We start from the raw sequence: 26,874 nt of genomic DNA, 5'->3' as shown, positions 1-26,874 counted from the left end.
TCACATCTGACAGTGTCAACGGGGTGGTGCGCCGGGGAAGGCTCGGCAGTACCGCCCGCTTCGCGGCCCGCCGGCGGGGCAAGCGCGACGGCGCGCGCGGCGTCCCGCGCATCCCGCTCCCGGAGCCGCCCGAGGAGCAGAAAGGCGAGATACCGCCGCCCATCGAGCCACCGGCTCCCGAACTGCTCATCACCCCGTATGTGATGGAGGTGCGGACCGGCGTCCGCCGGGCCACCGAGCAGATGCGCTCCGCCCTCATCGGACGGGAGCACGCCCTGCTCAGCCGGGTGCGCGCCGAGTCGGTGCGCGTCGTCACCCAGTACGACGTCCGCGAGGACCCCCGGCCCGCCGCGCTTGCGCGGTACGGCCACTGGGTGGGCCAGTGGCGCACCAGCGTGGACCGCTGCCGGTCGCATGCCCAGGCCGTCGTCGACCAGGCCAATCAGCGACTCGCCTGCTACTGGGACGCGGTGCGCGAGACCCACCCCCAGCTCTCCCGCCTCCCCGGCGCCCGCCCGGGGACTGGCTGCCGGGCCGGGTGGAGCTGGACCGGTCCTGGCTGCAGCCCGACGTCTGGCTGCTGGCCGACGACGACAGCGCCCGGACGGCCACCTCCCGGGCGCTGCAGATACTCGAACGGCAGAACACCGACCGCGTCGACGGGAGGACCGCGCGATGACCGTCCACAGTCCCGCTCCGGAGCACCCGGGCGCCCGGTGGCGCCCGAACCGGCGGCGCGCGCTGTCCGCCGCGCTGGTGCTCGCCCTGGCGTCCGCCATCACGGCCTGCGGCTCCGACGAACCGTCACGCTACTCCCGGGCCTGCGGCGTCGTGGTCGACGGCTCGGGCTCGGCCGCCGCCTCCCGGACCGGCTTCGACGCGGAGGCCAAGCTCAAGGCGACCCTGCAGAAGTTCCTGTCGGACAACAAGTGCCGCAAGACGTCCTTCGCCCCCATCACCAAGGTTTCCGAGGCGTCCAAGTGCCAGGTCAGCCCGCTCGACCTGGACCCGGACACCTCGAAGACCGCCGACCGCGAGCGGGCGCGCACCGCCATGCGCGCGGTCGCCCTCTCCAACGCCCTGAAGCTGCTGCGCTGCGCCCAGAAGGAGGAGCCCGGCTCCGATGTGCTCGGGGGGCTGTCGCGCATCGCGCTGTCCAAGCCGTCCGGCGACGACGCCTCGTTCGACGTCCTCGTGGTGAGCGACTTCGACCAGGGCGACACCGACTTCCGGCTGGGGCGGCAGGACCTGTCCACCGCCGCGAGCCGCCGGACCGTCATCGACGGCTTCCTCACGTCGCACGGCACGCCGAAGCTGTCCGGGGCCGACATCTACCCGGTGGGCTACGGCATGAAGTACCACACCGACACCTCCCACTACGAGCGGTTCAACGCCTTCTGGACGGAGCTTCTGGAGGGGAGGGTGAAGGCACATGTCGACACCACCTATCGCCGGTGACGACCAGGCGCCGCGTCGGCTGAGGCTGCGCCGCCGCAGGGCCGACGCCGACCGCGGGCGCCGGGGAGGGCGGGCGGCCGCACGGCGGTTCCCCGACGGCGCGCTGCCCCAGCCCGACCCCGTCGCATCGGATCTCATCCGGGTCGGGGACAGCGCCTGGCTCCTGGACCGGGCGCGCAAGCACGGCGCGTCGGCGGCCACCGGGAAGGTCTTCGACCCCTGGGTCCTGTCCACCCCTGACCGGGTGCCCTACTTCGCCGAGCTGGCCAGCCTGCGCGACCGGGTCAGGCACCGGCTCGCCGAGGAGCAGGCACGGGCCGAGGAGGACGGCGCCCTGGAGGCGAGCCGGGTCAGGGCGGCCGCCACCGCCGCCGGTGAGCGGCTGGAGCGGGCGGGCCGCCGGCGGGCCGTCCTGGAGCAGCAGCAGATGGTCACCACCGCCCAGTTGGACCGGCTGGCGCGGCGGGCCGACCGGTGGCAGACCTTCCGCGACACGGTGCGGGGCGGTTTCGAGCGCCGGTGGCTGCGCGCCCGTATGCCCGCCGGCTGGAACGACGGCGCCGACCCGGGACGGCCGGGCGCGACGCGGCGCGAGGACGAGCCGCAGACCGCCGGCGGCCACACCGGCTGGCAGGCGGTGTCCGATCAGGATCCGATGGCGGAGGCGGGCGCGGCCGACCGGGCGCTGTCCACCAGAGCGGCGTGGGAGGGCGCCGCGGCGCGCCCCGGTATGCCGCGCTGGATGAAGCTCGGGGTGCTGGCCGCGCTGATCGTGGTGGAACTGCCCGTCTACTACTCGGTGTTCGAGAATCTGCACGGTGTCGGGCGCTTCGCCGATCTGCTCTCCTACAGCCTCATGGTGGCCGTGGCGGTGGCGATGATCCTCGCCCCGCATATCGCGGGCTGGATACTGCGGCGGCGCTCGGCCACCGGCGCGGTCCGGCTGTCGGCCCTGCCCGCCCTCGCCCTGCTGGGCGTGTGGGCGTACGGCGCCTGGGCGTTGGGCGACCTGCGGGCCAAAGTGGCGTTCCGGGAGGAGCCTCCGCTGGATCTGCCGCCCGATGTGGCCGCGGACGTCGGAGACAGCGTGCGCAACCCGCCGAGCCTCATCGAGTCGCTGCATCTGGACCCGCAGAGCGTGTCCTGGATGTTCGTCGCGCTGCTGCTGCTCTCCGGCGGTATCGCCTTCCTGATCGGACTGGGCGAGGAGCACCCGTATCTCGCGGCGTACCGGACCACGGCCGAGCGGCTGCGGGAGCTGGAGCAGGAGATCGAGACGGATCTGGCCGGCTCCGAGCGCGCCAAGGAGGCCGAGGCCACCATGGGCGCCCGCGGAGGCGCCCGTCGCGCGGCCCATGAGGCGCGGCTGTACGCGGTCGACGACCTGTACGAAGCCGCGGCTCACGCCTATCTCGACGGGGTGGCCATGCAGTCCGGCGATCCGGCGGTGACCGAGGCCGCCATGCGGCTGTCCCGGCAGTGGCCGCTGCTGCCGCACTGAGCGCATGCGGCACACCGAAGGCAGCTGGAGACCCACGGGGATGGCGATGGATCCGACGACACCGGCGCAGTACATACTCATCACGCAGTGTCTGCAGAACGACTTCTTCCTCAACCTGGACTGCCAGTTGTCCCTGCCGGACAGCGCGGTCTCCAAGCTGCTGCTGGACAGCGAGAGCGGTGCGGCCCTCCGCACGGAGGGCCACCGCAGGGTCCTGTCCGATGCGGAGCTGCACCGTTCGCCGCTGGCCCGCTTCCTGGACGCCACCGTCGGCTCCCGGACGCGCGGACACGGGGACGGGGTCCTGCATCTGATCAACATCCGTGACTGGCATGTCCCGGGAGAGGCGTACGACCTGGAGCGCAGGCAGTACGGGGCACACTGCGAGGCCGGCACCTGGGGAGCGGCATACGTCGACGGGCTCACAGATCTGCTGGCCCCGGACCGGTGCGCCCCGGCGGACGGCTGGGGCGGGCGACTCCGCGTCCACCATGTGCGGTCCAACACCCTCTTCGACTTCCAGCACAGCTCCGGCGGACGGCCCGACCTCGGCGAACCGGCGCCGCTGACGACGCTGCTGGACGGTCTGCTGGGGACGGACGGCAGGAGACGACCCATGTCGTGGTGATAGGTGTCCTCACCGACATCAAGGTTCAGCTCCTGCTGACCGGTATCCGCTCCCGCTACGACGTCCGGCAGCTCGTGGTCTCCGACGCGCTCACCGCCAGCAGAACCCTGGAGCGCCATCTGACGGCCCTGGACTTCTGCCAGCGGGTGCTGCGCACCGAGGTGATGGCCGGTCTCGCGGAGCTGGCCCGCTTCCTGGGCTCCCGGCCGGACGACGACCGGCGGCTCTCCCGCGGCGGGGACGCGGAGTTCGCGGGCTACTCCTCGTATATCCAGGACAAGCAGGGCATCCTGTCGTACGAGGACGCCAGGCTGCGGGACTACCGCATTCAGACCTCCGAGCGCCTCCGGCGGGCGCAGCACACGGTCGGTTTCGCCAGCAAGTTCCTGCTGGGGCTGGGTACGTGTCTGCTGCTCACCGCGCTTGTGCTGTCGCTCGTCGGGGTCTTCCTCCCGGGCCGTATCGGGTGGCAGAGTCCCGCCGTGCTCGGCGCACTCGGTGTGGGGCAGATCGTCACGCTGTTCTTCACCCGGCCGGTCAGATCCGTGCAGGACGCCCTGGCGGAGGAGACCATCTACCGGATGATCCTGGAGAGCCGCAGTCTGAAGGTGGCGCTGGCCCGGTTCCACATCACCACGGCGACCTCGCTCCGACGGCATGACGATGTCGATGGCCAATCCGACGCACTGGCACGGCAGTTGGAAATCCTGGAGAAGATCGACACGGCCGACTTCGAACGGCTCGGACAGCTGGGGGTGACCCCGCGCGCCGAACCGCCCGGGCCCGGCCGCTCCCGTAGAGGAAACCGCGCGCAGGCTCCCTGAGCATCTCGTACTGCCGAGGCGGCCACCTCCCGGGTGGCCGCCTGCCGCGCGAGGGGCCCCGCCGTCCCGCTACGGCCCGGCCGTCAGACCTCGACCACCGGTGTCTGGAGTTCCGTGACCCACTCCTCGCGGTTCTCCGGGCACTCCAGGTTGACCTCGCGGGGGTAGCCGGACGACCGGTAGCCGTTGCCGTCGATCCAATGGGCCAGGGCCTGGGCCGTGGGCACCACGGCATCCATCGGGCCGCGGTGGACGATGGTCGCGGCCCGGTCGACGGACGGCAGATCGAGAATGCGGAGGTCCTCACCGTCCCGGAGCGGGGCGGTGACCTGGACGGCGGCGTGGACGGTGATGGCGCCGCCGCCCTCCGGGGCGTCCTCGTAATACGCGACACCGGGGCCCGTCGGGGTGATGCCCGCCGCGTCGAGGCGCCGGAACAGCTCGTCGTAGAGGGGTGAGATGACCGGGCCGATGTCCCGGGGGTCGAAGCCGCCCGCGGTCGCGGTGAGCTCCGCCACCCGCACGGCCGGGGTCTCCTTGATGACGACGTCGTTCGTGGGCATATGTCCTTCGCTTTCGATCGACCGGAGCCTCGCCTCGACCTGCACCAGCCGTGCCGCCACGGCGGCCACGGTGGCTTCCAGCTCGGCCCGCCGCAACCGCAGCATGCCGCGCAGCTCCTCGGTGCCGACCTTCTCGTCCACGATGTCCCGCACCTGCTGGAGGGTGAAGCCGAGCTCTTTGAGCGCGATGACCCGGTTGAGGCGGCTGAGTTGGGCGGCCGAGTAGTAGCGGTAGCCGGTGGCGGGGTCGACATGGGCCGGGCGCAGCAGTCCGGTGGCGTCGTAGTGGCGCAGCATCCGGACCGATACGCGGCCGTGCCGGGCGAAGTCTCCGATGGTGAACATGATGTCTCCGAGTCCAGCGCCTCACACGGTGTGAGGGTCAACCCCCGATTCAGGCACTACATTCGACGATGGAGAATGACCGGTCATCGCCCATGGAGGGACGGACAGCGCATGACGGCGTCGGCTCATCCGCATACCCGGGTCATGGTGGAACTCGGCGACCGTTCCTATCCCGTCGACATCGGGCCGGGTGTCCGGCATGCGCTGTCCGGGGTCATCGCGGGGCTCGGTGCTCAGCGGGTGGCGATGGTCTCCGCCCGGCCGGACGGCTGGCTGCCCGACCCGGGCGTGCCCTCGGTGGTGCTGCGGGCCCGGGACGGGGAGGCGGACAAATCGCTGGCCACGGTGGAGGAGCTGTGCCGGGAGTTCGTCCGTTTCGGGCTGACCCGGTCGGATGTGGTCGTCTCCTGCGGTGGCGGGACCACCACCGATGTCGTGGGTCTCGCGGCTGCGCTGTACCACCGGGGTGTGGCCGTGGTGCATCTGCCGACCTCGCTGCTGGCGCAGGTGGACGCCAGCGTGGGCGGGAAGACGGCGGTGAACCTCCCCGAGGGGAAGAATCTGGTGGGTGCTTTCTGGCAGCCGTCCGCCGTGTTGTGCGACACCGACTATCTGGAGACCCTGCCCGCGGCGGAATTGCTCAATGGATATGGGGAGATCGCCCGCTGCCACTTCATCGGCGCCGGTGATCTGCGCGGGCTGCCACTGCCGGAGCAGATCGCGGCGAGCGTGGCCCTGAAGGCGTCGGTGGTCTCCGCGGATGAGCGGGATTCCGGGCTGCGTCATGTGCTCAATTACGGCCACACCTTGGGCCATGCGCTGGAAATCGTGACCGATTTCCGGCTGCGGCATGGTGAGGGGGTGGCGATCGGCACGGTTTTCGCCGGGCGTCTGGCGCTGGCCCTGGGCCGGATCGACGAGGCGCGGGCGGCGGAGCATCTGGAGGTGGTGCGGGGGTACGGGCTGCCGTTCGCACTGCCCGCCGACGCCGATCCGGGTCGTCTGATCGAGGTGATGCGGCTGGACAAGAAGGCGACGGACGGGCTCACCTTCGTCCTGGACGGTCCCGGCGGTCCTGAACTGGTCTCGGGCCTCGCTGAGGAGACGGTCGCCACGGCGCTGGCCGGGATGGACCGGGCCGACTCGTACCACCGCCCGTAGAACCCCACAGGCGGATCAGTCCGGCAGCCTCCTGGCCAGCAGAACGGCGCCGTGCAGTGAGGACAGCCCGCCCAGTTTCGCGGGCCGGACCGGTGGCGGCGGATGCCCCGGGCGCCCAAGCGCGGCCGTTCGCTCGGCCACCATCGCCACAAGCTCCGGCATCGCGGCGGCGAACCCTCCACCGATCAACACGAGCGAGGGATGGACCAGTTCGCATACGCCGGTCACCGCCGCGGCCAGGGCTGCGCCGCTCTCCCGCAGCGACGCCACGGCCCATGGCTTCCCGTCGGCCACGCCCTGGCGCAGCGCGGCGAAGGTCACCTCCTCGCCCCGCCGCCGCGTCGCCCGGCGCAGGGTCGCCGGGCCCGAGGCCGCCGCCTGGACACAGCCGCGCCGACCGCAGTCGCACAGCGGTCCGTCGCGGTCCACGACCAGGTGGCCGACTTCACAGGAGCCGCGGCCCACGCCGGGGACGGGTTTTCCGTTCAGCACGATGCCACCGCCGATCCCGGTGCCGACGCCGAGGTAGAGCAGATCGGGGCAGCCGGCCTCGTGTGCTTCGGCGAGGGCGGCCAGATCGCCGTCGTCGGCACAGCGCACCTCGGCGTCGCCGAAGAGCGCGGACAGCGCGCCGCCCAGGTCCACTCCGGCCCAGCCGGGGCGGCCGGGCCAGGCGGTGACCGTGCCGGTGGCGTCGAGGGTGGCGGGCATCGCGACGCCGACGCCGGTGAGCCGCTCGGGGGCGCCGGCGCATAACTCCGTGACGTGATGCGCCAGCAGATCCAGGTCGCGGGCGGGGTCGCCGGACGTCCTGGCGTCCGTACCGTCCGGCTCGGCCCAGCGGAAGGAGGATTCGCTGATGCTCAGATCGTCGTGTTCCAGGCGCAGCGCCACTTTGGTGCCGCCGACGTCGATTCCCAGATGGCTGATGGTCGCCTCCCGGCTCGTCGGCCTTGGCGGTGTGGGGTGGCGGCGGGGTGGAGTGACGGCAAAGTGGCCGCTCAGTCCGGCACCTTCTCGAGCAGGGCGCGTGCGGCGAGCCGGTACCCCAGGGCGCCGAGCCCGAAGATGACGCCCGCGGCCAGCGGGCCCGTCACCGACTCATGGCGGAACTGCTCACGGGCCCAGACATTCGACAGATGCACTTCAATCCAGGGCCGCGGATAGTTGGCCAGTGCGTCCCGAAGTCCCCAGCCGGCCATCATGAGCGCGGCCGGATTGATGATGGCGCCGACCGTGTCGTAGTTCCCCTGAATGGTGCGGATGATCTCCGCTTCGCCATCGAACTGGTAAGAATCCACTTTCCAGCCGCGCTCCGCGACCTCTTCTCCGACCCAGCGCTCGATGTCCTGCAGCGTATCCGTGCCGTAGATCTCGGGCTGTCGCTTCCCGAGTATGCCGAGATTCGGTCCGTTCACCAACAACAGCCTGCTCAATGCACACCTCGCCATGTGGGGTCGGCTGAATTACAGCGGCTCATCACGGAAGTGCATTTATAGCACGACCCCCTTGGCCTCGGCCCGAGAGCTTGGTCAACTCCGTTTTTAAGGGGGCTATAGGGGGGCCCTGAGGGGGAATGACGTTTGCCCCGTCGGCCGGTTAGCGTGCTAATGCGTCCGCCGCGGACCCGCCTCCATAACGCATTAAGGGAGTAGGGAAATCATGAGCAATGATGTGCGCCTGGGATCCGAGCTGCCCGCATGGCCGCAGTATGGCGACGAGGAGCGCGAGGGCCTGATCCGGGCCCTGGATCAGGGGCAGTGGTGGCGTATCGGGGGCGGTGAGGTCGACGCCTTCGAGGCGGAGTTCGCCGCGGCCCATGGCAGCGAGCACGCCCTCGCGGTCACCAACGGAACGCACGCGCTGGAGCTCGCCCTCGAGGTGCTCGGCGTCGGCGCCGGCACGGAGGTGATCGTTCCCGCGTTCACCTTCATCTCGTCCTCGCAGGCCGCGCAGCGGCTGGGCGCGGTGGCCGTTCCCGTGGACGTCGACCCGGACACCTACTGCATCGATCCATCGGCGGTCGAGGCGGCCATCGGCCCGAGGACCCGCGCGATCATGCCGGTGCATATGGCGGGTCAGATGTGCGACATGGACGCGCTGGGCAAGCTGTCCGCCGACTCGGGGGTGCCGCTGATCCAGGACGCGGCCCACGCCCACGGAGCGCAGTGGCGCGGCAAGAAGGTCGGTGAGCTGGGCTCGGTCGCGGCGTTCAGCTTTCAGAACGGGAAACTGATGACGGCCGGTGAGGGCGGTGCCGTGCTCTTCCCCGACGCCGAGATGTACGAGAAGGGCTTTGTCCGGCACAGCTGCGGACGTCCGCCCACCGACCGCGGCTACTTCCACCGCACCTCGGGCTCCAACTTCCGGCTGAACGAGTTCTCCGCCTCGGTGCTGCGCGCCCAACTCGGCCGCCTGGAGGACCAGATCACCACGCGTGAGCAGCGCTGGCCGGTGCTGAGCCGACTGCTCGCCGAGATCCCCGGCGTCGTGCCGCAGTCGCGCGACGACCGCGGTGACCGCAACCCGCACTACATGGCGATGTTCCGGGTGCCGGGCCTCACCGAGGAGCGCCGCGCGAAGATCGTCGACGTGCTCATCGAACGCGGGGTGCCCGCGTTCGTCGCCTTCCGCGCGGTCTACCGTACGGACGCCTTCTGGGAGATCGCGGCGCCGGATCTGACGGTGGACGAGCTCGCCCGCCGCTGCCCGCACTCCGAGGCGCTCACCCGCGACTGCGTATGGCTGCACCACCGGGTGCTGCTGGGCAGCGAGGAGCAGATGCACGAAGTGGCCGCCGTCGTCGCCGACGTGCTCGCGGGCTCATGAGCGCCCCGTCCGCCGGCGGGATGCCGATCCGGACCGCCGTGGTGGGGCTGGGGTGGGCGGCCCGCTCGATCTGGCTGCCCCGGCTCCGCCGCAACCCCGCCTTCACCGTGATCGCCGCGGTGGATCCCGACGAGCACGGCCGCGCCGCCGTCGCCGAGTCCGAGGGCGCAGACCGGCTGCCGGTGCTGGCGGCGGTCCACGACCTCGACCCCGCGGAGGTGGACCTGGCGGTGGTCGCGGTGCCCAACCATCTGCACTGCGCGGTCGCCACCGAGCTGCTGGCCAAGGGCATTGCGGTGTTTCTGGAGAAGCCGGTGTGCCTGACCTCCGAGGAGGCCGAGCGGCTGGCCGCGGCGGAGCGCTCCGGTGGCGCGGTGCTGCTGGCCGGGAGCGCGGCACGCTACCGCGCCGATGTGCGCGGGCTGTACCGGATCGCCGCCCGGCTGGGCCGTATCCGCCATGTCGAACTCGCCTGGGTACGGGCGCGCGGTGTGCCCGACCGGGGCGGCTGGTTCACCCAGCGGTCGCTCGCGGGCGGCGGGGCGCTGGTCGACCTGGGCTGGCATTTGTTCGACATCGCGGTGCCGCTGCTGGGCGCCGCCGCGTTCCGGCAGGCCATCGGCACCGTGTCCTCCGACTTCATCACCCAGCGGTCCTCGCGGGCCGCGTGGCGGGGCGACGACGGCGGCCCGGAGCTCCCGGGCGACACCGATGTGGAGGACACCGCGCGCGGATTCCTCATCACCGACGACGGCCGTTCGGTTGCGCTGCACGCGAGTTGGGCCTCGCACGAGGCGCTGGACACCACGCGGGTCACGATCGACGGCAGCGCGGGCAGCGCGACCTTGCGCTGCACCTTCGGATTCAGCCCGAACCGCCTCGAGAAGTCCACCCTGACCCGCACCGTCGACGGTACGACCCGTCCGGTGGCCGTACCCACCGAACCGATCGGCACCGAGTACGACCGGCAGCTCGACATGGTTCCCGCGCTGCTGCGCGACCCGGCGGGGCGGGGTCGGGTGATCGAGGAGGTCCGCCGGACCATCGGCGCCATCGAACGGGTCTACGCCTCGGCCCGGATCCCCGGGGAGGTCCGGGAGTCGGTGTCGGCCCCGATGTGACCGCGCCAGCCGCCCGCCGCCTCACCCGCCCGCCATCGCCATCTCCTTCCCCGGACCGCCTCCGAGACCCGGACCGGCGGTCCGCCGAACCGGCCCGCACCACGGGAGTCTGCAATGACCAGCCATCCGATCAGTCACGGCGAGCCGCTCTCCGGCGCGGGTGCTGCCCCGGCCACCTCGGTGGTCTTCGACCTCGACGGTGTCCTCGTCAACAGCTTCGCGGTGATGCGTGAGGCGTTCACCCTCGCCTACGCCGAGGTCGTCGGCGAGGGTGAGCCGCCCTTCGAGGAGTACAACCGGCATCTGGGCCGCTATTTCCCCGACATCATGCGCATCATGGGTCTTCCGCTGGAGATGGAGACCCCGTTCGTCCGCGAGAGCTACCGGCTCGCCCACCTGGTGGAGGTGTTCGACGGTGTGCCCGAGCTGCTGACGGAGTTACGTCGCCGCGGGCTGCGGCTCGCCGTGGCCACCGGGAAGAGCGGCCCCCGGGCGCGTTCGCTGCTCGACACGTTGGGCATCCGTGGGCAGTTCCACGTGGTCCTCGGCTCGGACGAGGTGGCGCGGCCCAAGCCCGCGCCGGACATCGTGCTGAAGGCGATGGACCTGATGGACGCCGACCCCGACCGGACCGTGATGGTCGGAGACGCGGTGACCGACCTGGCCAGCGCGCAGGGCGCCGGGATCACCGCCGTGGCGGCGATGTGGGGGGAGACGGACGAGAAGACCCTGCTCGCGGCGGAGCCCGATGTGATCCTGCACAAGCCCGCCGAACTGCTGGCGCTCTGCCCGAGGTGACGGCTCCCTAGCTCCGCGCATTACGCCCGCCGCCCAGGTACCTCCGCCCGGGTCCGCACCGGACCCGGACCGGCTGGTGCGCATCGGGCGACGGCGAACGTCACGCTCCGGTGGTCGAGCCGGGCCGGACGATCATCAGCACGACGACGATCGCCCAGAGGAGGTTGAAGACTCCGGTGAGCATGGCCAGCCGAGCCGCGACCGCGGAATCCCCCTTGGCGGCCGTGTCCTGGGGTGCGGTGAGCAGACCTCGCTGGGCCGGGAGGATGATCAGCGCGAGGACGACCGCGGCGACCGTGGTCAGGACGATCGACGCGATGAGCCAGACATCGGTGAGAACGCCGAGTTGAGCGCCGGTGGCCAGGCCAAAGAGCGGCACGACGATACCCACGAGGGCATAGCCACGGCAGATCCGGTGCAGGAGTGCGGCGACTCCGGCGGCCCGTTGGTCGTCAGGGGCTTCGGGGCGCGGTGCGGCGGCCTGGCGCGCATAGCGCGGGAACAGCGAGGCGGCCACCGCGATCGGCCCGACCGCCAGGATCGCCGCGAGGACATGTATGGACAGCAGCAGCTTGGTCATGGCAAGCCTTCCGGGCCGATGGACCTATATGTTGGCTGCCAATACATAGCACGTCTACACCTTCTATAGGTAGGCTGCCTACCTATGAGGGCAGACAGAGTCCGAGGACATCTGGACGGGCTGCTGATGGCCGTTCTCGAGCAGGGGCCACTGCACGGGTACGCGATCATCACCGCGGTCCAGCAGCGCAGCGGAGGCGTGCTCGACCTGCGCACGGGCACCATCTATCCGGCGCTCAACAAGCTGGAGCGGATCGGCTTGCTGACCAGTAGCTGGGAGTCGGTCGGCGAGCGACGACGGCGTTGCTACCAGCTCACCGACGCGGGGCGGAGAAGCCTGGCCGAGGAGCGCACCGCATGGCGGGAGTTCACCACGGCTATCGGTTCCGTTCTGACCCCGGGGCCGAGCCCCGGTCCGCCACATGAGCGCCCACGGCCGACAGGCCGATCCCGTCAAGGCGCACACCGTCAGCGCCCATCCTGCCGAGGCCGATCCCGTCGAGGAGTACATCGCCGATCTGACGGCCCTCCTGCACGGTCCGGCGCGGGCCAAGGAGCGGATGATCGAGGAGATACGCGACGGTCTGACGGAGACGGTGGCGACGCACGCCCGAGGCGGAAGCGCACCCGACCGGGCCGCGGACGACGCGGTACGGGAGTTCGGGACGCCGAAGGAACTCGCGCCCGTCTGCCAGCGGGAACTGACCATCGCACAAGCGCGGCACACCGCGTGGGCCGTAGCCCTCACCGCCCCCTTCCTGACCGCTTGCCGGTATCTGACCTCGAGCACCGCACACGGCCAGGACGGGCTGGTGCCACGTGCCGCCCAGTTGCTCGCCACGCAGTTGGCCGCGGTCGTCGGCGCCATCGCGCTGCTCGCCGCGCTGGCACTGGCCGTCACCGGCACCCTGGCCCCTCGGTTGCCCACGCCGCACCGGCTGCCCCTGGCGATCGCATGGGTCGGCACCACGGCGGGAGTGGCCATGGGGATCGCCACGCTCACCCTCGCCGTCGCTTCCCTCCTGGCCACGGACTGGCCGCTGCTCGCGCTCGCCGGGGCCTTCGCCGCCGTGTCACACGCCGTGGTGGCCCCTTCGGCCCGCGCCTGCCGCCGGTGCGCCCGGATGGCATTCGCCTCCCCGCCCTCTCCCGGCGGCGTGACCGGCCGCTGATCAAGGCCCGCTCCCCCGCCCGCCACCGGCCGGGCGGGGGACAGTGGTGATGTACGGGACGCAGCGGGCGGCGGCCGATGGCTCGCCACCCGCCGCGTCCCGCATCGTCGTTGGGCTCAGCCCGCCAACCGCACGGGTTCCGCGGCCTTCTCGGCCGCGGCCAGCAGTGCGGTGATGTCCTCACGGGCGCGGGCCACACGGGAGCGCACGGTGCCGATGGGGCAGCCGGTGGCGGTGGCGGCGTCCGCGTACGGCAGACCGAGCACCGTGGTGAGGAGGAACATCTCGCGGCGCGCCGGGGCCAGCGCCGCGAGCAGGTCCATCAGCGCCACCCCCTCGTCGAACCCGGGGAGCCCGACGGGCTGCGCCCGTTCGGCCACCTCCTGCCAGTCGTCCGCGTCCAGGGTGCGAGGGCGGGCGGCGGCCGTTCGGTAGCGGTCGACGACCACCCGGCGGGCGATCGACAGCAGCCACGTCCGGGCCGATGAGCGACCGGCGAAGCGCGAGAGTCCGGTCAGCGCCCGCAGATACGTCTCCTGGGCGAGGTCCTCACAGCCGTGGGGGTCGGCGGTGAGATGGAGTACGAAGCGGCGTACATCGCGGTAGGTGGCGCGGATGAAGTGGTCGACCGCGTCGCGGTCGCCGTCACGGGCGGCCAGCGCCCATGCGGTGACCTGGCGGTCGTTCGCCGCGGTGGTGAAGCCGTGCACGGCTCTCATCGGTGCGGCGGGCAGCGTGGCGGAAGGCATCGTCACACGTCCTTCGGATGGCGGTGAACGGCACACCGGCATGCGCCACCGGCCGCGCGAGCGCGCGGCGGAACGGCGAGGGGCCGGCGGTGCCGACGGATGGGGCCGACGCCGGGCAGGCGCCGGTACTCCGCCCGTCAACCGGCACTCACCCCAGGTCAGGGGCAACGGGAAGGACGGGCGGTTCAGCGGATGGCGAACCGCCCCGGTGGCCCTCTGCGGAGAATGACGTGCCGTAGCAGGACGCCGCGCGGCCGGCGGGCGAAGGCCGGTGCGGACGGCCATGCGGGCAGCGGAGTGGCGCCCGCGCCCAGGATGCGCAGGGCGAGGACGAGGGGGACGAACAGCAGGGCCGCGAGCGCGCGGCCGAGCCGGAAGGCGGCCCGCTCGCCGCGCCACAACCACAGTCCGCAGATCAGGGCGGCGAGCAGGTGGGCCGTGGTCATGCCCGCCCCGCCCGGACCCGCCCAGGGCCATGGCAAATGACCCAGCGACGGTGCGGCGGAGGACATCGCGTCCGCGCCATGGTGCATATGGCCCATGGCGGCGCCGCTCATCGGGGCGGCGCCCATGGCGCGCACACCGGGCATCCCGTCGCCCATGGCGCTGCCCGCGGCGGGAGCGGCGGTCAGCTCCGCGAACCGGAACGCCATGTGCAGACCGAGTTGGGCGACCACCGTCGCCCCGGTCACGACCAGCGCTCCGCGCTCGCGCCCGGCGACCCACCACGCGGCGGCCGTCGTCCCGGCGAACGCGGCGGCCACGGCCCACACCGGCAGGGTGTCGCCGGACATCAGCGTGTGCCCGAGCGCGGTCACCACGACGCACACCGCCGCGAACACGGCGGCTCGTGCGAGACGGAAGGGTGGCCCGGCGGACATGGCAGCCATGGTGCCAGCCGTCGCCGGTGTGCGTGACGACGGCTCAATCTTCATCACGCCGATGACAAGCGTTGCGTGGGGGCCGCCCGCGAATGACCCCATGTGATCCAGATCACATACGAGGCCCGGAACTCGACTGTGTGTGCGGCCGACAACTCCACCGGCGCGGCCTCCTATGCGTCCGCCCCCGCCGTTGCCCCGAACCAGGAGTCGTCCATGTCCGCTGAACCGCTCGCCCCGGCCACGGGCGATTCCCCGGATGATGCCGCCGGCAGGGAGCCACACTCCCCCACCGAGGCCGAGTCCGGCGGCTCCGGCTCCGGGTCCGGCGGGTCCGTATGGGTGGGCCTGCGGCCGCTGGTGCTGCGGCTGCACTTCTACGCGGGGGTGCTGGTCGCGCCGTTCCTGCTGGTCGCGGCCGCGACCGGACTGCTGTACGCCGGATCGTTCCAGGCCGAGAAGCTGGTCTACGCCCATGAGCTGCGTGTCCCGGTCGGCGACCGTGAACTGCCGATCTCCCAGCAGGTGGCAGCCGCGCGCAAGGCCCATTCCGAGGGTGAGATCAGCGCCGTACGGCCCTCTCCCTGGGACGGCGCCACCACCCGGGTGCTGCTCTCCGGCGTCAAGGGCGTCGATCCCGACCACACATTGGCCGTGTTCGTCGACCCGTACACCGGGAAGGTGCGCGGGGCGCTGGAGCAGTACGGCTCCACCGGCGCCCTCCCGCTGCGCACCTGGATCGATGAGTTCCACCGCGATCTGCACCTCGGGCAGACCGGCCGCCTCTACAGCGAACTCGCCGCCAGCTGGCTGTGGGTCATCGCCCTCGGCGGTGTGGTGCTCTGGCTCAGCCGTCGCCGTAAGAAGCGCACACTGCGGTCGCTCGCGCTGCCCGACCACGCCGCCACCGGCCGCAAGCGCACCATGTCCTTCCATGGCGCGGTCGGGCTGTGGGTGGCGCTGGGGCTGCTGTTCCTGTCCGCCACCGGCCTGACCTGGTCCACCTACGCGGGGGCCAACGTGGAGGACCTGCGCACCGCCCTCGGCCAGACCACCCCGACCGTCTCGGCCGCTGTCGGCAGCGGCGGCGAACACGCCGGACACCATATGGGCTCCGGTTCCATGCCGGGCATGGACATGGGCGATACGGGCGAGGCTGCCGGGCACCCCTCCGACGTGGGCCTGGACACCGTATTGAAGGCCGCCCGGGCCAAGGACCTGGACAACCCCGTCGAGATCACCCCGCCCGCCGAGCCGGGCAGTGCGTATGTCGTCAGCCAGATCCAGCGCAGCTGGCCCGAGAAGCAGGACTCGGTGGCCATCGACCCGGCCACGGGCGAGGTGACCGACATCCAGCGGTTCGCCGACTACCCGGTGCTCGCCAAGCTCAGCCGCTGGGGCATCGACCTCCACACCGGAAACCTCTTCGGCCTCGTCAACCAGATCGCCCTGGCCGCTCTCGCGCTCGCGCTGGTCCTGCTGATCGTCTGGGGCTATCGCATGTGGTGGCAGCGCGGCCGCGCCTCCGCGTTCGGCCGCCCGATCCCCCGCGGCGCGTGGCGGCGGGTACCGCTGTACGTCCTCTTCCCCCTGGCCGCGACCACCGCCGTGATCGGCTATTACCTGCCCCTCCTCGGCATTCCGCTGGCCGCCTTCCTGGCCGTCGACATCGCCGTGGGCGAGATCGCCCGCCGACGCGGCGCCGCCGCTGCCGCCTGACGTTTTGCTGTCTCGGCAACGAACTTTGCGCGCATGGCGGGTGGGCTCGCATGGTGGCCGTGGAGGTGGTCGAAGTGACCGATGAGCTGAAGAACACCTATGACGTGGTGGTGATCGGCGGTGGCGCCGCGGGGCTGAGCGGGGCGCTGATGCTGACTCGGGCGCGGCGGTCGGTGGTGGTGATCGACGCGGGCGCCCCGCGCAACGCCCCGGCCTCGGGAGTGCACGGACTGCTGGCCCGGGAAGGGATCGGGCCGGCCGAGCTGGTGGAGCGGGGCCGGGCCGAGGTCCGCGGTTATGGCGGTCAGGTGGTGTCCGGCGAGGTCGGCACCGTCGCCCGGGAGGAGGCCGGGTTCCAGGTGGCCCTGACCGACGGCCGGAGCGTCCGTGCGCGCCGGTTGTTGCTGGCCACCGGGCTGGTCGACGAGTTGCCGGACGTCCCGGGACTGCGGTCCCGGTGGGGCCGGGATGTGGTGCACTGTCCGTACTGCCACGGCTGGGAGATCCGCGACCAGGCCATCGGTGTCCTGGGGAGCGGGCCGCTGTCGGTGCACCAGGCGCTGCTGTTCCGTCAGTGGAGCGACGATGTCACCTTCTTCTCCCACACTCTGCCGTCGCCGGCCGGCGAGGAGGCGGAGCAGTTGGCCGCCCGCGGCATCCGCGTGGTGGACGGCGAGGTGGCGTCCCTGGAGATCGTCGATGACCGCCTCGTCGGCGTGCGGCTGACCGACGGCAGCGTGGTCAAGCGCGAGGCACTGGCCGTCGCGTCGCGGATGGTGGCGCGCACCGGCCTCCTGTCGGCGCTCGGGCTGCGGGCGGTGGAACATCCGGGTGGTGCCGGTGAGCACGTCCCGGCCGACGCGACCGGCCGCACCGAGGTGCCTGGGGTGTGGGCCGCGGGCAATGTCACCGATCTGGCCGCCCAGGTCGGTGGCGCCGCGGCGGCGGGCGCGGCCGCGGCGGCCCAGATCAACGCGGATCTGATCGCCGAGGAGACCCGCCAGGCCATCGCCGCCCGGGCGCGCGGCGCGGTGCCGTTCTCTCCGGAGATGGAATCGCGGGTCTGCGAAGCGGTGTTGGGTGATCGCCGCCACGGCCTGTGACGGCGGCTTTCATCGACCGCCGGCTGCCTCCGTCGCCGGGCCGGGACCCTTTGGTGGGCGGTCCCGGCCCGGCGACGCGCCACAGGGCCGCCGCGGGCGGTAGACGGTGCCCGGTCGGCGGCGGCCGGTAGAGGCGTGTCAGTAGACGGTGAGGCCGTAGGCGCTCAGCACTTCCTGGATCGGCTGGTAGAAGGTGGTGCCGCCGGAGGAGCAGTCCCCGGAGCCGCCCGAGAGAATCCCGATGATCTTGTCACCCGCGTAGAGCGGACCACCGCTGTCGCCCGGCTCGGCGCAGATGTTGGTCTGGATCAGGCCGGAGACGATGTCACCGCCGCCGTAGTTGACGGTCGCGTTGAGCGCGGTGACCTGACCGCAGCGGACACCGGTCGTGGCCCCCCGGCGGCAGACCTGCTGGCCGACGTGGGCGGTGGCGGTCCCGGTGACATCGACCGTTCCCACGGTCCCGGGGTGCGGAACGGCCGTGTTGGTGTACCGGACGACGCCGTAGTCATTGCCCGGGAAGCTGGTGCCGGCCGTCGGGCCGACCTGGGTGGCCGCACCGGAGTCGGCGTACCACGTGGGGTTGCCGTCGGTGCAGTGGCCGGCCGTGATGAAGTAATACGCGGCGCCGCTCTGCACATTGACCCCCGCGGAGCAGCGGGTCCTCATGGAGGAGTAGATCCCGTCGCCGCCCGAGAGAAGGGTCCGCAGCGGACCGTCGAGCCGCTCGACGGTGACGGCGCCGCGGAAGCGCTCGGCGGTGCGGTCGAGCCTGGCCAGGTCGGCTCCCCGGGCCGTGGAGCCGACGAGAACACGCAGCGTTCCGGTGCGCTCGTCCACGGTCCAGGCGGTGCCCGGGACGTCCAGGGATTCCACGGCCGAGGCGGCAGCGGAGACGGTCGTCGACACGGACGTGGACGGGGATGGGGGCGTGGACGGGGCGGTGGACGCGGAGGAAGCGGCCGCACTCGTGCCGACTGTCGCGAGGGCTGCCGTGGCGAACAGACCGGACATCGCGGCGATCAGCCGACCACGTCTCCTGGTACGGCGTGCTGTTCTCACCCGAACCTCCTTGAAAAGGCCGTCAGTTGGTCCAGCCGCCTCATTGTGCCCGCGTCCGGGCGGACGCGTAACCCACCTTCGCGGGTCGTCGAAAACCGCCCTTGATCAGCACATTGATCGATCAAGACGATGCCGCGCTCTTCTTCTCGCCTACGACGAGGAGAATGTTATAAATGCCGTTATGAGCAGATATGCTCGTGCGACCCGGAGCCGGCCGGGACCCTGGTCGCGGCTGCGGAGCGTCGCCGGGCAGGCGTTCGTCCTGCAGCTTCTGCTGACCCTGGTTCTGGTGGCCGCCGCGGTGGTGGCCGTCGCGGCGGATGCCCATGGACACAGCACACTCGACGCTCGCCGACGCTCCCTCGCGGTGGCCGAGACCCTGGCGCACTCCCCCGGAATGGCGCGGGCCATCAGCGACGACAAACCGACGCCGCAGCTGGAGTCCCATGCCGAGGCGGCGCGGAAGGGGTCCGGCGTCGACAGCGTCGTGGTGTTCAACACTCATGGCATCCGCCTCACCCACCCCGAGACGCCCTTGATCGGCAAGCGGATCGTCGGACCGGCCGGGCTGGTGCGCGACGAGCTGAGCGGAAAGACGATCACGGAGACCTTCCGGGCCAGCCAGGGTCCGTCCGTCGTCTCGGCGGTACCCGTCACCAGGGCCGACGGGGCCTTCATCGGCGGCGTGTCGGTCGGGGTCAAGGTGGAGAACGTGAACAGCGCGGTGGACCGCCGGCTGCCGCTGCTGCTCGGCAGCGGCGCCGGGGCGCTGGCCCTGGCCACGGGCGGGACGGCGCTGATGAGCGGGCGGGTGCGGCGGCAGACCCGTGGCCTGGGCACCGTGGAAATGCGGCGGATGTACGAACACCATGACGCGGTGCTGCACTCGGTCCGCGAAGGGGTGCTGGTCCTGGCGGAGGACGGGCGGCTGCTGCTGGTCAATGACGAGGCCCGGGAGCTGCTGCGACTGGCTCCGGACGCGGAGGGGCGGCACATCGGCGAGCTCGGCCTGGAACCGCACCTGACCGAGCTGCTGGCGTCGGGACGGCGCGTCACGGACGAGGTGCACCCCTGCGGGGACCGGCTACTGGCGGTCAATATGCGGTCCACGGACCGTGCGGGCGATCCCGCCGGAAGCGTGGTGACGCTGAGGGACACCACCGCGCTGCGGGTGCTGTCCGGCCGGGCCGAGGAGGCCCGCGAGCGGCTGAAGCTGCTGTCCGACGCCGGGGTGCGGATCAGCTCCTCGCTGGAGCTGACGGGCACCGCCGAGCAACTGGTGGACGTGGCCGTCCCCCGGTTCGCCGACATCGTCACCGTCGAGCTGCTGGAGGCCGTGCTGCGCGGTGAGGAGCCCGAGCCCCCGTACGAGCCACTGGCACCGCACCGGACCGCCGTGGGCGGGGTTCCGCCCGAAGCCCCCGTCTTCCGCGTGGGCGAGCGGGTCGTCTACGCACCGGCCACACCGCAGAGCCGGGCCGTGAAGGCCGGAGCCGCCGTCCTCCAGGCCGATCCGACCGACACCGCCGAGTGGCCGGCCGGATACGGTGCCGAGGCCCGGCACCTCCTCGACCGCGGGGTCCACTCGCTGATCACCGTCCCGTTGCGGTTCCGCGGCGTCACCCTCGGCCTGGCCACCTTCTGGCGGACACGGCGCGGCGAGCCATTCGACGAAGCGGATCTGGCGATCGCCGGGGAGCTGGCCGTGCGCACCGCCGTGTGTGTCGACAACGCCCGTCGCTACGCCCACGAACACGCCATGGTCGCCGCCCTGCAGCGCACCCTCCTTCCCAGCGGGCTGCCCGATCAGGACGCCGTGGAGGTGGCATCCCGCTATCTGCCCGCGCGGGGGACGGTGGGCGGAAGCTGGTTCGATGTGATCCCCCTTCCCGGCGCCCGGGTCGCACTGGTCGCCGGGAAGGTGCCCGGGCAGGGTGTGCACGCCGCGGCCACGATGGGCCGGCTGCGCACCGCGGTGCAGAACTTCTCGGCCCTGGACGTGGCCCCGGACGAGCTCATCTCCCATCTGGACGAACTGGTCACCCGTCTCGACCTGGAGCATGACCCCGACTCGCACGGCGGCCGGATCACCGGCGCCGGGTGCCTGTACGCGATCCACGACTCGGTGTCGGGCAGGTGCACCATGGCCCGGGCCGGCGATCCGGGCATCGTCCTGACCCGCCCGGACGGCACCGTGGACATCCCCGCGATGCCCGCCTCCCCGCCTCTGGGCCAGGGCGGAGAGCCCTTCGAGACGGTCGGCCTCTCACTGCCCGCCGCGAGCCGCCTGGTGATGTACACCAATGGTCTTCTCCAAGGCCCCGGCCGAACCGCGGGCACCGGCTTGGACCTGCTGCGCCGCGCCCTCGAGGCCGAGCCGGACCTCGGCCCGGACGAGACCTGCCGCAGCCTGTTCGACACCGTCCTTCCGGCTCGTCCGAGCGATGATGTCGCACTGCTGGTGGCCCGCACCCGTCTGATCGACCCCGAGAACGTGGCCGAGTGGGATGTTCCGTTCGACGCGGCGGCGGTCGCGCCGATCCGCGCCACCTGCGCCCGGACACTACGGGCGTGGGGCCTGGAGGACGCCGTGTACACGACCGGGCTGGTCATCAGTGAACTGATCACCAATGCCCTGCGGTACGGCACACCTCCCGTGCGCATACGGCTGCTGCGCGGCCGCGACCTGATCTGCGAGGTCTCCGACGGCAGCAGCACCTCGCCCCATCTGCGGCGGGCCGCGACCACCGACGAGGGCGGGCGCGGACTGTTCCTCGTCGCCCAGTTCGCCCAGCGCTGGGGCACTCGCTACTCCTCGTATGGCAAGGTCATCTGGGCGGAGACGGCCCTGGACGGCCGCTGACGCCGGGGAGTCGTGTGCCTCGCGCCCCGGTATTCGGCGCCGGAAACACCATGTCCGAATCCCGCCAGCTTTCCGCTTCCGAAAGCCGCATGCTGGGAGCAGCGCACGACGGAACAGCGAGAAGAAGAAGAGAGGGACCACAGCCATGACGGTCCACACGACGATCGACAGCCCGCTCGGCGAACTGCTGCTGGTGGGCGAGAGGTCCGCCACCGCGCCCGGGGGCACCGCGCTGGTTTCCCTGTCCGTGCCCGGCCAGAAGGGCGGGGCCGCCGTCCAGGACGGCTGGAGCGAGGATGCCGAGGCATTCACCGAGATCATCTCCCAGCTGCGCGCGTACTTCGACGGCAAGCGCGTCCGGTTCGACATCCAGTGCGTCGAGGGCGGTACGGACTTCCAGCGCAGGGTGTGGCAGGCGCTGGAGACCATTCCGTACGGCACAACGGTCAGCTACGGCGACATCGCCCGGCAGATCGGCGCCCCGCGCACGGCGGTTCGCTCCGTCGGCACCGCGATCGGCCGCAATCCGCTGCTGGTCGTACGGCCCTGCCACCGTGTCATCGGCGCCACCGGCGCACTGACCGGCTATGCGGGCGGGCTGGAGCGCAAGCAGCGACTCCTCGTCCACGAAGGCGCCCTCCAGACCCTCTGAGCACGGGCCTCGCACCCACCGGTCGAGGCCCGCACCGTGCCCTTCCCGGATCCCGGAGAACACCGATGAGCACGATCCCGGAGAAACACCGATGAGCACCACGACCGACACCGCACGTCTCCACCAGCGCGTGGTCGCGGCCGACTGGACACAGCTGGCCGAAGAGCTGGACACCCACGGGTGCGCGCTCACTCCACGGCTGCTGACCCCCGCCCAGTGCGCCCGTATCGCCGGGCTCTATGAGCGGGAGGAGCGGTTCAGGAGCACGATCGACATGGCCCGCCACCGCTTCGGCTCCGGACAGTACCGCTATTTCACCCATGACCTGCCCGAACCGGTCGCCGAGCTGCGCGCCGCGCTCTACCCGCGGCTGCTGACCATCGCCCGTGACTGGGCGCAGCGGCTCGGCCGCCCGGCGCCCTGGCCGGACAGCCTGGAGAAGTGGCTGGCCATGTGCCACGAGGCCGGACAGGACCGCTCCGCGCAGATCCTGCTGCGCTACGGCCCCGGCGACTGGAACGCCCTGCACCGGGACGTGTTCGGCGACATGCTCTTTCCGCTTCAGGTGGTGATCGGGCTGGACGCCTACGGCACGGACTACACGGGCGGGGAGTTCCTGCTGGTCGAGCAGCGGCCCCGGGCCCAGTCCCGGGGCACCACGGCCGTACTCCAGCAGGGCCACGGGCTGATCTTCACCACCCGTGACCGCCCCGTGGCCACCAAACGCGGCTGGTCGGCCGGTGTGATGCGGCACGGGGTCAGCACGGTGCGTTCCGGGCGCCGCCACGCACTGGGCCTGGTCTTCCACGACGCGGCCTGACGCCGCGGCCGGAACACCTCCGCCACAGGTATCGCGGCCCGACACCACCAACCCGCCCGCGGAGAACCCCGTATGAACGCCCTGATCCCCCGCCCACGCCTCGAGGTGGCCCCCGGCGCCGTCCATGTGCCGGGCTGGCTCACCCTCGAACAGCAGCGGGAGCTGGTCATCGCCTGCCGGGGCTGGGCCACCGGCCCGGTCCCGATCCGGCACACCAAGCTGCCGCGCGGGGGCGTCATGTCGGTGCGGACGGTGTGCATCGGCTGGCACTGGCAGCCCTATGCGTACACCCGCACCGCCGACGATGTGAACGGCGCCCGGGTCGCCGAATTCCCGGACTGGATGGTCGAGTTGGGCCGTCGTGCCCTGGCCGACGCATACGACGACGAGACGGCCGGTGAGGGCTACACCCCCGACACCGCACTCATCAACTTCTACGATGCCCAGGCAAAACTCGGCATGCACCAGGACAAGGACGAGAGGTCATCCGCCCCGGTGGTCTCGCTCACCATCGGCGACAGCTGCGTCTTCCGCTTCGGCAACACCGAGACCCGTACCAAGCCGTACACCGACCTCGAACTCGGCTCCGGGGATCTGTTCGTCTTCGGAGGCCCCTCCCGCTACGCCTACCATGCCGTCCCCAAGATCCTGCCCGGAACCGGCGACCCGGCCACCGGACTGAGGTCCGGACGGCTGAACATCACCATGCGGGTCACCGGCCTGGCCGATCCGGTGTCGTCCAGCGATCACCCCGCCGGCCGCTGAGCCTCGAACTCGACGGGGAGCGCGGTCAGCGAGCGGATGAACGGGTTCTTGCTGTGGCTGATCTCGGAGGCGGGAACGCCCAGCCGAAGACCGGGGAACCGCCGGACCAGGCTCTCCAGGGCGATCTGCCCCTCCACCCTGGCCAGTGGCGCACCGATGCAGTAGTGGATGCCGTGGCCGAACTGGAGATGCATACCGGAGTCCCTCGTCAGGTCCAGCCGCTCGCCGTCGGTGAAGTGTGCCGGGTCGGAGTGCGCGGCATCCATGTCCAAAAGCACCTGGTCGCCGGCGCGGATCTGCGCGGGGCCGATCTCCACGTCCTCGTTGGCGAAGCGCACGACGAGGATGCCCGGCCCGGCGTGCCGGAGCAGCTCCTCCAGGCCGCGCCCGGCCAGTGCGGGGTCCTTGCGCAACAGCTCCAGTTGGTCCGGCTGGGACAGCAGGGAGAAGACCGCGTTGCTGATGAAGCTGCCGGTCAGCTCGTATCCGGCGATCAGCATCATCCGTGCGGTGGCGACCACTTCGCGGTGGCTGAGCCGGTCGTCCTCGTGTGCGGACATCAGATCGCTGATCAGGTCGTCCTCGGGGGCCTTCCGCCTGACTTCGGCGAGCTCCTCCATGTACGTCCACAGCTTGGTGGCGGCGTCCTGGGAGCGTGCGGCGGTGTCCGGGTCCAGCGGGGGCGTGAGCATCAGATCGGCCCACTGGTGGAATTCGGTGCGGTCGGCGATGGGCACGCCGAGGAGTTCGCAGATCACCTGCATAGGCAACGGGATGGCCAGCGCGGTGACGAGGTCGGCCTGGCCGTCGACGGCGATCCGGTCCAGCAGGGTGTCGGTGATCTCCTGCACCCGCGGCCGCAGGCTCTCCACCCTGCGGGTCGTGAACGCCTTGGCCAGCAGCCTGCGCAGCCGGGTGTGCTGGGGCGGATTGGTGCCGGGCAGCGTGTCCTCGAACAGCCCGCTCACCGGAGTGGTCTGGCCCTGGGAGGCGGCGTAGGCGGCGGCCGGGCTCATGCCGGGGTGTCCGAGACAGTCCCTGACCTCGTCGTATCGCGAGACGAGCCACGCCGTCGTGCCGTTCATCGTGATCTGCCGCGGCGGGCCGTGCTTGCGCAGTTCGTCCGCGACGGTCTTCGGGTCGAGGATGCGAAGTTCTTCTTCGGAGATGTCAGCCATGGCGGTATCGCGTTCTCCTACTGTCGGTGTCAACTCTGGCTACGGGCGGGGATGATGTAGTCGGGGTCGGCCGTCCGTGGCGGCTCGCGCCGGGCCAGGGCGGCATCGATGGCGGGCCGGAGCCGGGCCGCCTTCAGCCGTTCGGCGGTCTCATGGCGCTCCTTGAACTCGGGCATCACCTCGTTGGCGAAGAGCTCCAGCGACTCGCAGATGTGCTCGTGCCGGGTGCCGCCGCCCTGGACGAGGAAGATCGCCTGGTCCAGTCCGGCCTCCTCGTGCAGCCGCAGGAAGTCGCGTATCTGGCGCGGAGTGCCCACCGCGCCCCGGGCCGGATTGCCCAGCGGCATACCGGGCTTGCCGAAGGAGGAGCGGCCCATGCCACGCTGGTCGCGGTCGCGCTGGAACTCCTCCCACAGCCGGGTGCGGCCCGGTGCGGCGGTACCGAAGCCCGCGTAGAAGCCGAGGCCGAAGTTGAAGAACTGGACGCCGTCGACGGCGCGTTCCACCGCCGTGGCCTCGTCCTGGTGGCAGAACATCGGAATGGTCGCGGCGATCTGCGCGTTGACCGCGAACCCCGCGGGTATGCAGTTCGCCGACTCGATGCCCGAGTAGTAGGCGTCGACCCATGTCTTGGTCTCGGCCGGTCCGAAGAAGGAGAAGTTCAGCGCGCCGAGCCCCTTGGCGGCCGCGATGCGGATCGCGTCCCGGTTTCCGCAGGCCATCCACATCGGCGGATGTGGCTTCTGCCGGGGCTTGGGCAGCACATTGCGGACCGGAGCGGACACGTACTTGCCCTCGCATCCGGCGAAGGGCTCCTCGACGAACATCCGGGCGACGGCGTCCACCGCCTCCGCCCACTGGTCCCGTTTGTCGGAGCGCTCCACACCGAACCCGCCCAGCTCGGTGGGGGTGGTGGACTCGCCCGTGCCGAAATCCACCCGCCCGTCGGAGAGCAGGTCCAGCGTGGCGATCCGCTCGGCGACCCGGGCCGTCGGATTGAACCTCGGCGGCATCAGAGCGACCGCGTGGCCGATGCGGATGCGGCTGGTGCGCTGACTGACCGCGCCGAGGAACACCTCGGGCGCGGACATGTGCGAGTACTCCTCCAGGAAGTGGTGCTCAGGACACCACACATGGTCGAAGCCGAGCCGGTCGGCCAGCTCGATTTCGTCCAACATGTCGTTGAGCAGGCGGTGTTCGGAGTCCTGGGTCCAGGGTCGGGGCAGCTGCGCCCCGTACAGCAAACCGAATTTCATGGCGCATCACTCTCATCTGCTGGTCGTCGGCCGCGGGCCGGGACGGGGATGGCGGCACCGGCTCGGTCAGTCGCGACCGTCCCAGTACGTGTCGAGCACCTGGGCGCGCTGTTCCGGATCGACGAGGAGGGTGACCTTCTCATGGCCGTCCTCCACGATCGTGAACATGTTGTTGGTGAGGAAGACCTGCCCCTTGTCGATGACGCGCCGGCGCCTGCGCATCGCCGCCAGGATGGCCGGGCCGTTGCCCTCCCCGACCCCGGCCCAGGCGTCATAGGACCTGGGCTCGGTGGTGAACCGGTAGGTGGTGCGCCAGTCGTGGTCAAGGGTCTTGGCCTGCAGTACGAGATAGCCGTCCCGCCGGATCAGCCGGAACGCGCAGCCGTACTGCCACTGCGCCTCCTCGGACAGGCGCAGCGGCTCGATGAAGCAGAGACCGGCATGCCCCACGTCGGCCAGCCACTCCTGCCCGTCGATGCGGACGAGCATCAGCATGTGCTCGGGGTCGGGGGCGAAGATGTCACCGGGCAGATACGTGCCACCGCTGATGACGTCCAGGTCATAGCCCAACTCGCGGAGCAGCCGGGCGAACAGGGTGTTCAGCTCCAGGCACATGCCCCCGGCGCCGGTCGGCACGATGGCCTCGAATGCCTTGTCGATATCGATGTCGGCCATGTTCTCCGCGCTGAGGCGGTGCGTGTGGTTGGTGTCGTAGGGGACCGCCATCAGATGGCTGCGGTGCAACTGCCGCAGGTTCGGCAGGGTGGGGGCGGGCGGCTGGGAAAACCCCAGATGCGCCAGGTACGTGTCCGTGCTGAACATGTGCGATCCCTTTCGCTGCGGGTCC

Annotated in this window: 26 protein-coding genes and 1 pseudogene; 17 read left to right on the top strand and 10 right to left on the bottom strand. The window is 71.3% G+C overall.

Annotated elements, in window-relative coordinates; all coding sequences use genetic code 11:
* Positions 1–538 precede the first annotated feature (538 nt).
* From BLV72_RS50780 to BLV72_RS43220, 5 genes are read left to right on the top strand one after another with little or no spacing between them, the layout of a single operon-like run.
* A complete protein-coding gene (locus BLV72_RS50780; protein ID WP_244321296.1) occupies positions 539–679 on the top strand; it encodes a hypothetical protein in 141 nt (46 codons plus the stop codon).
* Positions 676–1,458 (top strand): hypothetical protein, encoded by a 783-nt coding sequence (locus BLV72_RS43235; protein ID WP_093469323.1) that lies wholly within the window; start codon positions 676–678, stop codon positions 1,456–1,458. Before BLV72_RS50780 ends, BLV72_RS43235 begins: the two co-directional genes overlap by 4 nt.
* Complete coding sequence (locus tag BLV72_RS43230) at positions 1,433–2,959, top strand: hypothetical protein (protein WP_093469321.1); 1,527 nt, start codon at positions 1,433–1,435, stop codon at positions 2,957–2,959. Before BLV72_RS43235 ends, BLV72_RS43230 begins: the two co-directional genes overlap by 26 nt.
* A 4-nt stretch (positions 2,960–2,963) precedes the next feature.
* Positions 2,964–3,587: a hypothetical protein gene (locus tag BLV72_RS43225; protein ID WP_143059870.1), complete on the top strand. Its 624-nt coding sequence runs from the start codon at positions 2,964–2,966 to the stop codon at positions 3,585–3,587.
* A complete protein-coding gene (locus BLV72_RS43220; RefSeq protein ID WP_093469319.1) occupies positions 3,581–4,411 on the top strand; it encodes a hypothetical protein in 831 nt (276 codons plus the stop codon). The genes BLV72_RS43225 and BLV72_RS43220 overlap by 7 nt, the downstream gene beginning before the upstream one ends.
* Positions 4,412–4,494: 83 nt before the next feature.
* Here BLV72_RS43220 and BLV72_RS43215 read toward each other — a convergent pair whose 3' ends face one another.
* Positions 4,495–5,319 (bottom strand): MerR family transcriptional regulator, encoded by an 825-nt coding sequence (locus tag BLV72_RS43215; RefSeq protein ID WP_093469318.1) that lies wholly within the window; start codon positions 5,317–5,319, stop codon positions 4,495–4,497.
* Positions 5,320–5,430: 111 nt separating this feature from the next.
* On the opposite strand from BLV72_RS43215, the gene BLV72_RS43210 reads away from it, so the two are divergent.
* Positions 5,431–6,480 (top strand): 3-dehydroquinate synthase family protein, encoded by a 1,050-nt coding sequence (locus BLV72_RS43210; RefSeq protein ID WP_093469317.1) that lies wholly within the window; start codon positions 5,431–5,433, stop codon positions 6,478–6,480.
* 15 nt (positions 6,481–6,495) lie between these two features.
* Here BLV72_RS43210 and BLV72_RS43205 read toward each other — a convergent pair whose 3' ends face one another.
* Both BLV72_RS43205 and BLV72_RS43200 read right to left on the bottom strand, forming a co-directional pair.
* Positions 6,496–7,395 (bottom strand): ROK family protein, encoded by a 900-nt coding sequence (locus BLV72_RS43205; RefSeq protein WP_280143067.1) that lies wholly within the window; start codon positions 7,393–7,395, stop codon positions 6,496–6,498.
* An 86-nt stretch (positions 7,396–7,481) separates the two neighbouring features.
* A complete protein-coding gene (locus BLV72_RS43200; protein ID WP_014058381.1) occupies positions 7,482–7,931 on the bottom strand; it encodes a type II 3-dehydroquinate dehydratase in 450 nt (149 codons plus the stop codon).
* Between the two features lie 211 nt (positions 7,932–8,142).
* On the opposite strand from BLV72_RS43200, the gene BLV72_RS43195 reads away from it, so the two are divergent.
* From BLV72_RS43195 to BLV72_RS43185, 3 genes are all read left to right on the top strand, one after another.
* A complete protein-coding gene (locus BLV72_RS43195; protein WP_093469315.1) occupies positions 8,143–9,309 on the top strand; it encodes a DegT/DnrJ/EryC1/StrS family aminotransferase in 1,167 nt (388 codons plus the stop codon).
* The gene (locus BLV72_RS43190) at positions 9,306–10,430 is read left to right on the top strand and encodes a Gfo/Idh/MocA family protein (RefSeq protein ID WP_093469314.1); all 1,125 of its coding nucleotides are present in this window, start codon (positions 9,306–9,308) and stop codon (positions 10,428–10,430) included. Before BLV72_RS43195 ends, BLV72_RS43190 begins: the two co-directional genes overlap by 4 nt.
* Before the next feature lie 114 nt (positions 10,431–10,544).
* On the top strand, positions 10,545–11,228 hold the full coding sequence (locus tag BLV72_RS43185) for an HAD-IA family hydrolase (protein ID WP_208905926.1): 684 nt from the start codon (positions 10,545–10,547) through the stop codon (positions 11,226–11,228).
* A 100-nt stretch (positions 11,229–11,328) separates the two neighbouring features.
* Here BLV72_RS43185 and BLV72_RS43180 read toward each other — a convergent pair whose 3' ends face one another.
* Positions 11,329–11,808, bottom strand: a complete 480-nt coding sequence (locus tag BLV72_RS43180) for a hypothetical protein (RefSeq protein WP_093469313.1) — start codon at positions 11,806–11,808, stop codon at positions 11,329–11,331.
* A gap of 84 nt (positions 11,809–11,892) precedes the next feature.
* Here BLV72_RS43180 and BLV72_RS43175 point away from each other — a divergent pair.
* Together BLV72_RS43175 and BLV72_RS43170 are read left to right on the top strand one after the other, a co-directional pair.
* Positions 11,893–12,222, top strand: a pseudogene (locus BLV72_RS43175) (PadR family transcriptional regulator); the annotation flags it as partial.
* Positions 12,223–12,229: 7 nt separating this feature from the next.
* A complete protein-coding gene (locus tag BLV72_RS43170) occupies positions 12,230–12,979 on the top strand; it encodes a permease prefix domain 1-containing protein (protein WP_244321294.1) in 750 nt (249 codons plus the stop codon).
* Between the two features lie 116 nt (positions 12,980–13,095).
* Here the strand turns inward: BLV72_RS43170 and BLV72_RS43165 are convergent, their stop codons facing one another.
* Positions 13,096–13,728: a sigma-70 family RNA polymerase sigma factor gene (locus BLV72_RS43165; protein ID WP_371864430.1), complete on the bottom strand. Its 633-nt coding sequence runs from the start codon at positions 13,726–13,728 to the stop codon at positions 13,096–13,098.
* Positions 13,729–13,913: 185 nt separating this feature from the next.
* Positions 13,914–14,609 (bottom strand): hypothetical protein, encoded by a 696-nt coding sequence (locus tag BLV72_RS43160; RefSeq protein ID WP_244321293.1) that lies wholly within the window; start codon positions 14,607–14,609, stop codon positions 13,914–13,916.
* 216 nt (positions 14,610–14,825) lie between these two features.
* Between BLV72_RS43160 and BLV72_RS43155 the strand changes: the two genes are divergently transcribed.
* Together BLV72_RS43155 and BLV72_RS43150 are read left to right on the top strand one after the other, a co-directional pair.
* Positions 14,826–16,328, top strand: coding sequence for a PepSY-associated TM helix domain-containing protein (locus BLV72_RS43155; RefSeq protein ID WP_093470868.1), 1,503 nt, complete (start codon positions 14,826–14,828; stop codon positions 16,326–16,328).
* A 50-nt stretch (positions 16,329–16,378) separates the two neighbouring features.
* Positions 16,379–17,431, top strand: coding sequence for an NAD(P)/FAD-dependent oxidoreductase (locus BLV72_RS43150; RefSeq protein ID WP_208905925.1), 1,053 nt, complete (start codon positions 16,379–16,381; stop codon positions 17,429–17,431).
* 138 nt (positions 17,432–17,569) lie between these two features.
* Here the strand turns inward: BLV72_RS43150 and BLV72_RS43145 are convergent, their stop codons facing one another.
* Positions 17,570–18,493 (bottom strand): S1 family peptidase, encoded by a 924-nt coding sequence (locus BLV72_RS43145; RefSeq protein ID WP_093469310.1) that lies wholly within the window; start codon positions 18,491–18,493, stop codon positions 17,570–17,572.
* Positions 18,494–18,674: 181 nt separating this feature from the next.
* Here BLV72_RS43145 and BLV72_RS43140 point away from each other — a divergent pair, with 181 nt between their 5' ends.
* The 4 genes from BLV72_RS43140 to BLV72_RS43125 all read left to right on the top strand — a co-directional run bounded on the left by BLV72_RS43140 (position 18,675) and on the right by BLV72_RS43125 (position 23,593).
* On the top strand, positions 18,675–21,356 hold the full coding sequence (locus tag BLV72_RS43140) for a SpoIIE family protein phosphatase (RefSeq protein WP_093469308.1): 2,682 nt from the start codon (positions 18,675–18,677) through the stop codon (positions 21,354–21,356).
* A gap of 145 nt (positions 21,357–21,501) precedes the next feature.
* Positions 21,502–22,008 carry a methylated-DNA--[protein]-cysteine S-methyltransferase gene (locus BLV72_RS43135; RefSeq protein ID WP_093469307.1) on the top strand — a complete coding sequence of 169 codons (507 nt, stop codon included), beginning with the start codon at positions 21,502–21,504 and terminating at the stop codon, positions 22,006–22,008.
* Between the two features lie 91 nt (positions 22,009–22,099).
* Positions 22,100–22,828 (top strand): 2OG-Fe(II) oxygenase, encoded by a 729-nt coding sequence (locus tag BLV72_RS43130; RefSeq protein WP_093469305.1) that lies wholly within the window; start codon positions 22,100–22,102, stop codon positions 22,826–22,828.
* A gap of 72 nt (positions 22,829–22,900) precedes the next feature.
* Positions 22,901–23,593: an alpha-ketoglutarate-dependent dioxygenase AlkB family protein gene (locus BLV72_RS43125; protein ID WP_093469304.1), complete on the top strand. Its 693-nt coding sequence runs from the start codon at positions 22,901–22,903 to the stop codon at positions 23,591–23,593.
* Here the strand turns inward: BLV72_RS43125 and BLV72_RS43120 are convergent.
* From BLV72_RS43120 to BLV72_RS43110, 3 genes are all read right to left on the bottom strand, one after another.
* Positions 23,575–24,771: a cytochrome P450 gene (locus tag BLV72_RS43120; RefSeq protein ID WP_093469302.1), complete on the bottom strand. Its 1,197-nt coding sequence runs from the start codon at positions 24,769–24,771 to the stop codon at positions 23,575–23,577. The two genes, BLV72_RS43125 and BLV72_RS43120, sit on opposite strands and share 19 nt — an antisense overlap.
* A 29-nt stretch (positions 24,772–24,800) precedes the next feature.
* Entirely contained in the window at positions 24,801–26,027 is a 1,227-nt protein-coding gene (locus BLV72_RS43115; RefSeq protein ID WP_093469301.1) for an LLM class flavin-dependent oxidoreductase, read from the bottom strand.
* A gap of 66 nt (positions 26,028–26,093) precedes the next feature.
* Complete coding sequence (locus tag BLV72_RS43110) at positions 26,094–26,849, bottom strand: arylamine N-acetyltransferase family protein (protein ID WP_093469299.1); 756 nt, start codon at positions 26,847–26,849, stop codon at positions 26,094–26,096.
* Positions 26,850–26,874: the final 25 nt, after the last annotated feature.

The organism is Streptomyces melanosporofaciens (genome assembly GCF_900105695.1).
Taxonomy (GTDB): domain Bacteria; phylum Actinomycetota; class Actinomycetes; order Streptomycetales; family Streptomycetaceae; genus Streptomyces; species Streptomyces antimycoticus.
This window is presented reverse-complemented; position numbering and strand designations above follow the sequence as displayed.

What these genes read in the sequence shown, in the direction of transcription:
- BLV72_RS43135 (WP_093469307.1), top strand. Translation starts at nt 21,502, where the DNA reads ATGACGGTCCACACGACGATCGACAGCCCGCTCGGCGAACTGCTGCTG.
- BLV72_RS43180 (WP_093469313.1), bottom strand. Translation starts at nt 11,808, where the DNA reads ATGACCAAGCTGCTGCTGTCCATACATGTCCTCGCGGCGATCCTGGCG.
- BLV72_RS43150 (WP_208905925.1), top strand. Translation starts at nt 16,379, where the DNA reads ATGGTGGCCGTGGAGGTGGTCGAAGTGACCGATGAGCTGAAGAACACC.
- BLV72_RS43110 (WP_093469299.1), bottom strand. Translation starts at nt 26,849, where the DNA reads ATGTTCAGCACGGACACGTACCTGGCGCATCTGGGGTTTTCCCAGCCG.
- BLV72_RS43165 (WP_371864430.1), bottom strand. Translation starts at nt 13,728, where the DNA reads ATGCCTTCCGCCACGCTGCCCGCCGCACCGATGAGAGCCGTGCACGGC.
- BLV72_RS43115 (WP_093469301.1), bottom strand. Translation starts at nt 26,027, where the DNA reads ATGAAATTCGGTTTGCTGTACGGGGCGCAGCTGCCCCGACCCTGGACC.
- BLV72_RS43225 (WP_143059870.1), top strand. Translation starts at nt 2,964, where the DNA reads ATGCGGCACACCGAAGGCAGCTGGAGACCCACGGGGATGGCGATGGAT.
- BLV72_RS43170 (WP_244321294.1), top strand. Translation starts at nt 12,230, where the DNA reads ATGAGCGCCCACGGCCGACAGGCCGATCCCGTCAAGGCGCACACCGTC.
- BLV72_RS43235 (WP_093469323.1), top strand. Translation starts at nt 676, where the DNA reads ATGACCGTCCACAGTCCCGCTCCGGAGCACCCGGGCGCCCGGTGGCGC.
- BLV72_RS43215 (WP_093469318.1), bottom strand. Translation starts at nt 5,319, where the DNA reads ATGTTCACCATCGGAGACTTCGCCCGGCACGGCCGCGTATCGGTCCGG.
- BLV72_RS43190 (WP_093469314.1), top strand. Translation starts at nt 9,306, where the DNA reads ATGAGCGCCCCGTCCGCCGGCGGGATGCCGATCCGGACCGCCGTGGTG.
- BLV72_RS43155 (WP_093470868.1), top strand. Translation starts at nt 14,826, where the DNA reads ATGTCCGCTGAACCGCTCGCCCCGGCCACGGGCGATTCCCCGGATGAT.
- BLV72_RS43125 (WP_093469304.1), top strand. Translation starts at nt 22,901, where the DNA reads ATGAACGCCCTGATCCCCCGCCCACGCCTCGAGGTGGCCCCCGGCGCC.
- BLV72_RS43130 (WP_093469305.1), top strand. Translation starts at nt 22,100, where the DNA reads ATGAGCACCACGACCGACACCGCACGTCTCCACCAGCGCGTGGTCGCG.
- BLV72_RS43185 (WP_208905926.1), top strand. Translation starts at nt 10,545, where the DNA reads ATGACCAGCCATCCGATCAGTCACGGCGAGCCGCTCTCCGGCGCGGGT.
- BLV72_RS43210 (WP_093469317.1), top strand. Translation starts at nt 5,431, where the DNA reads ATGACGGCGTCGGCTCATCCGCATACCCGGGTCATGGTGGAACTCGGC.
- BLV72_RS43120 (WP_093469302.1), bottom strand. Translation starts at nt 24,771, where the DNA reads ATGGCTGACATCTCCGAAGAAGAACTTCGCATCCTCGACCCGAAGACC.
- BLV72_RS43230 (WP_093469321.1), top strand. Translation starts at nt 1,433, where the DNA reads ATGTCGACACCACCTATCGCCGGTGACGACCAGGCGCCGCGTCGGCTG.
- BLV72_RS43160 (WP_244321293.1), bottom strand. Translation starts at nt 14,609, where the DNA reads ATGTCCGCCGGGCCACCCTTCCGTCTCGCACGAGCCGCCGTGTTCGCG.
- BLV72_RS43200 (WP_014058381.1), bottom strand. Translation starts at nt 7,931, where the DNA reads ATGGCGAGGTGTGCATTGAGCAGGCTGTTGTTGGTGAACGGACCGAAT.
- BLV72_RS43195 (WP_093469315.1), top strand. Translation starts at nt 8,143, where the DNA reads ATGAGCAATGATGTGCGCCTGGGATCCGAGCTGCCCGCATGGCCGCAG.
- BLV72_RS43140 (WP_093469308.1), top strand. Translation starts at nt 18,675, where the DNA reads ATGAGCAGATATGCTCGTGCGACCCGGAGCCGGCCGGGACCCTGGTCG.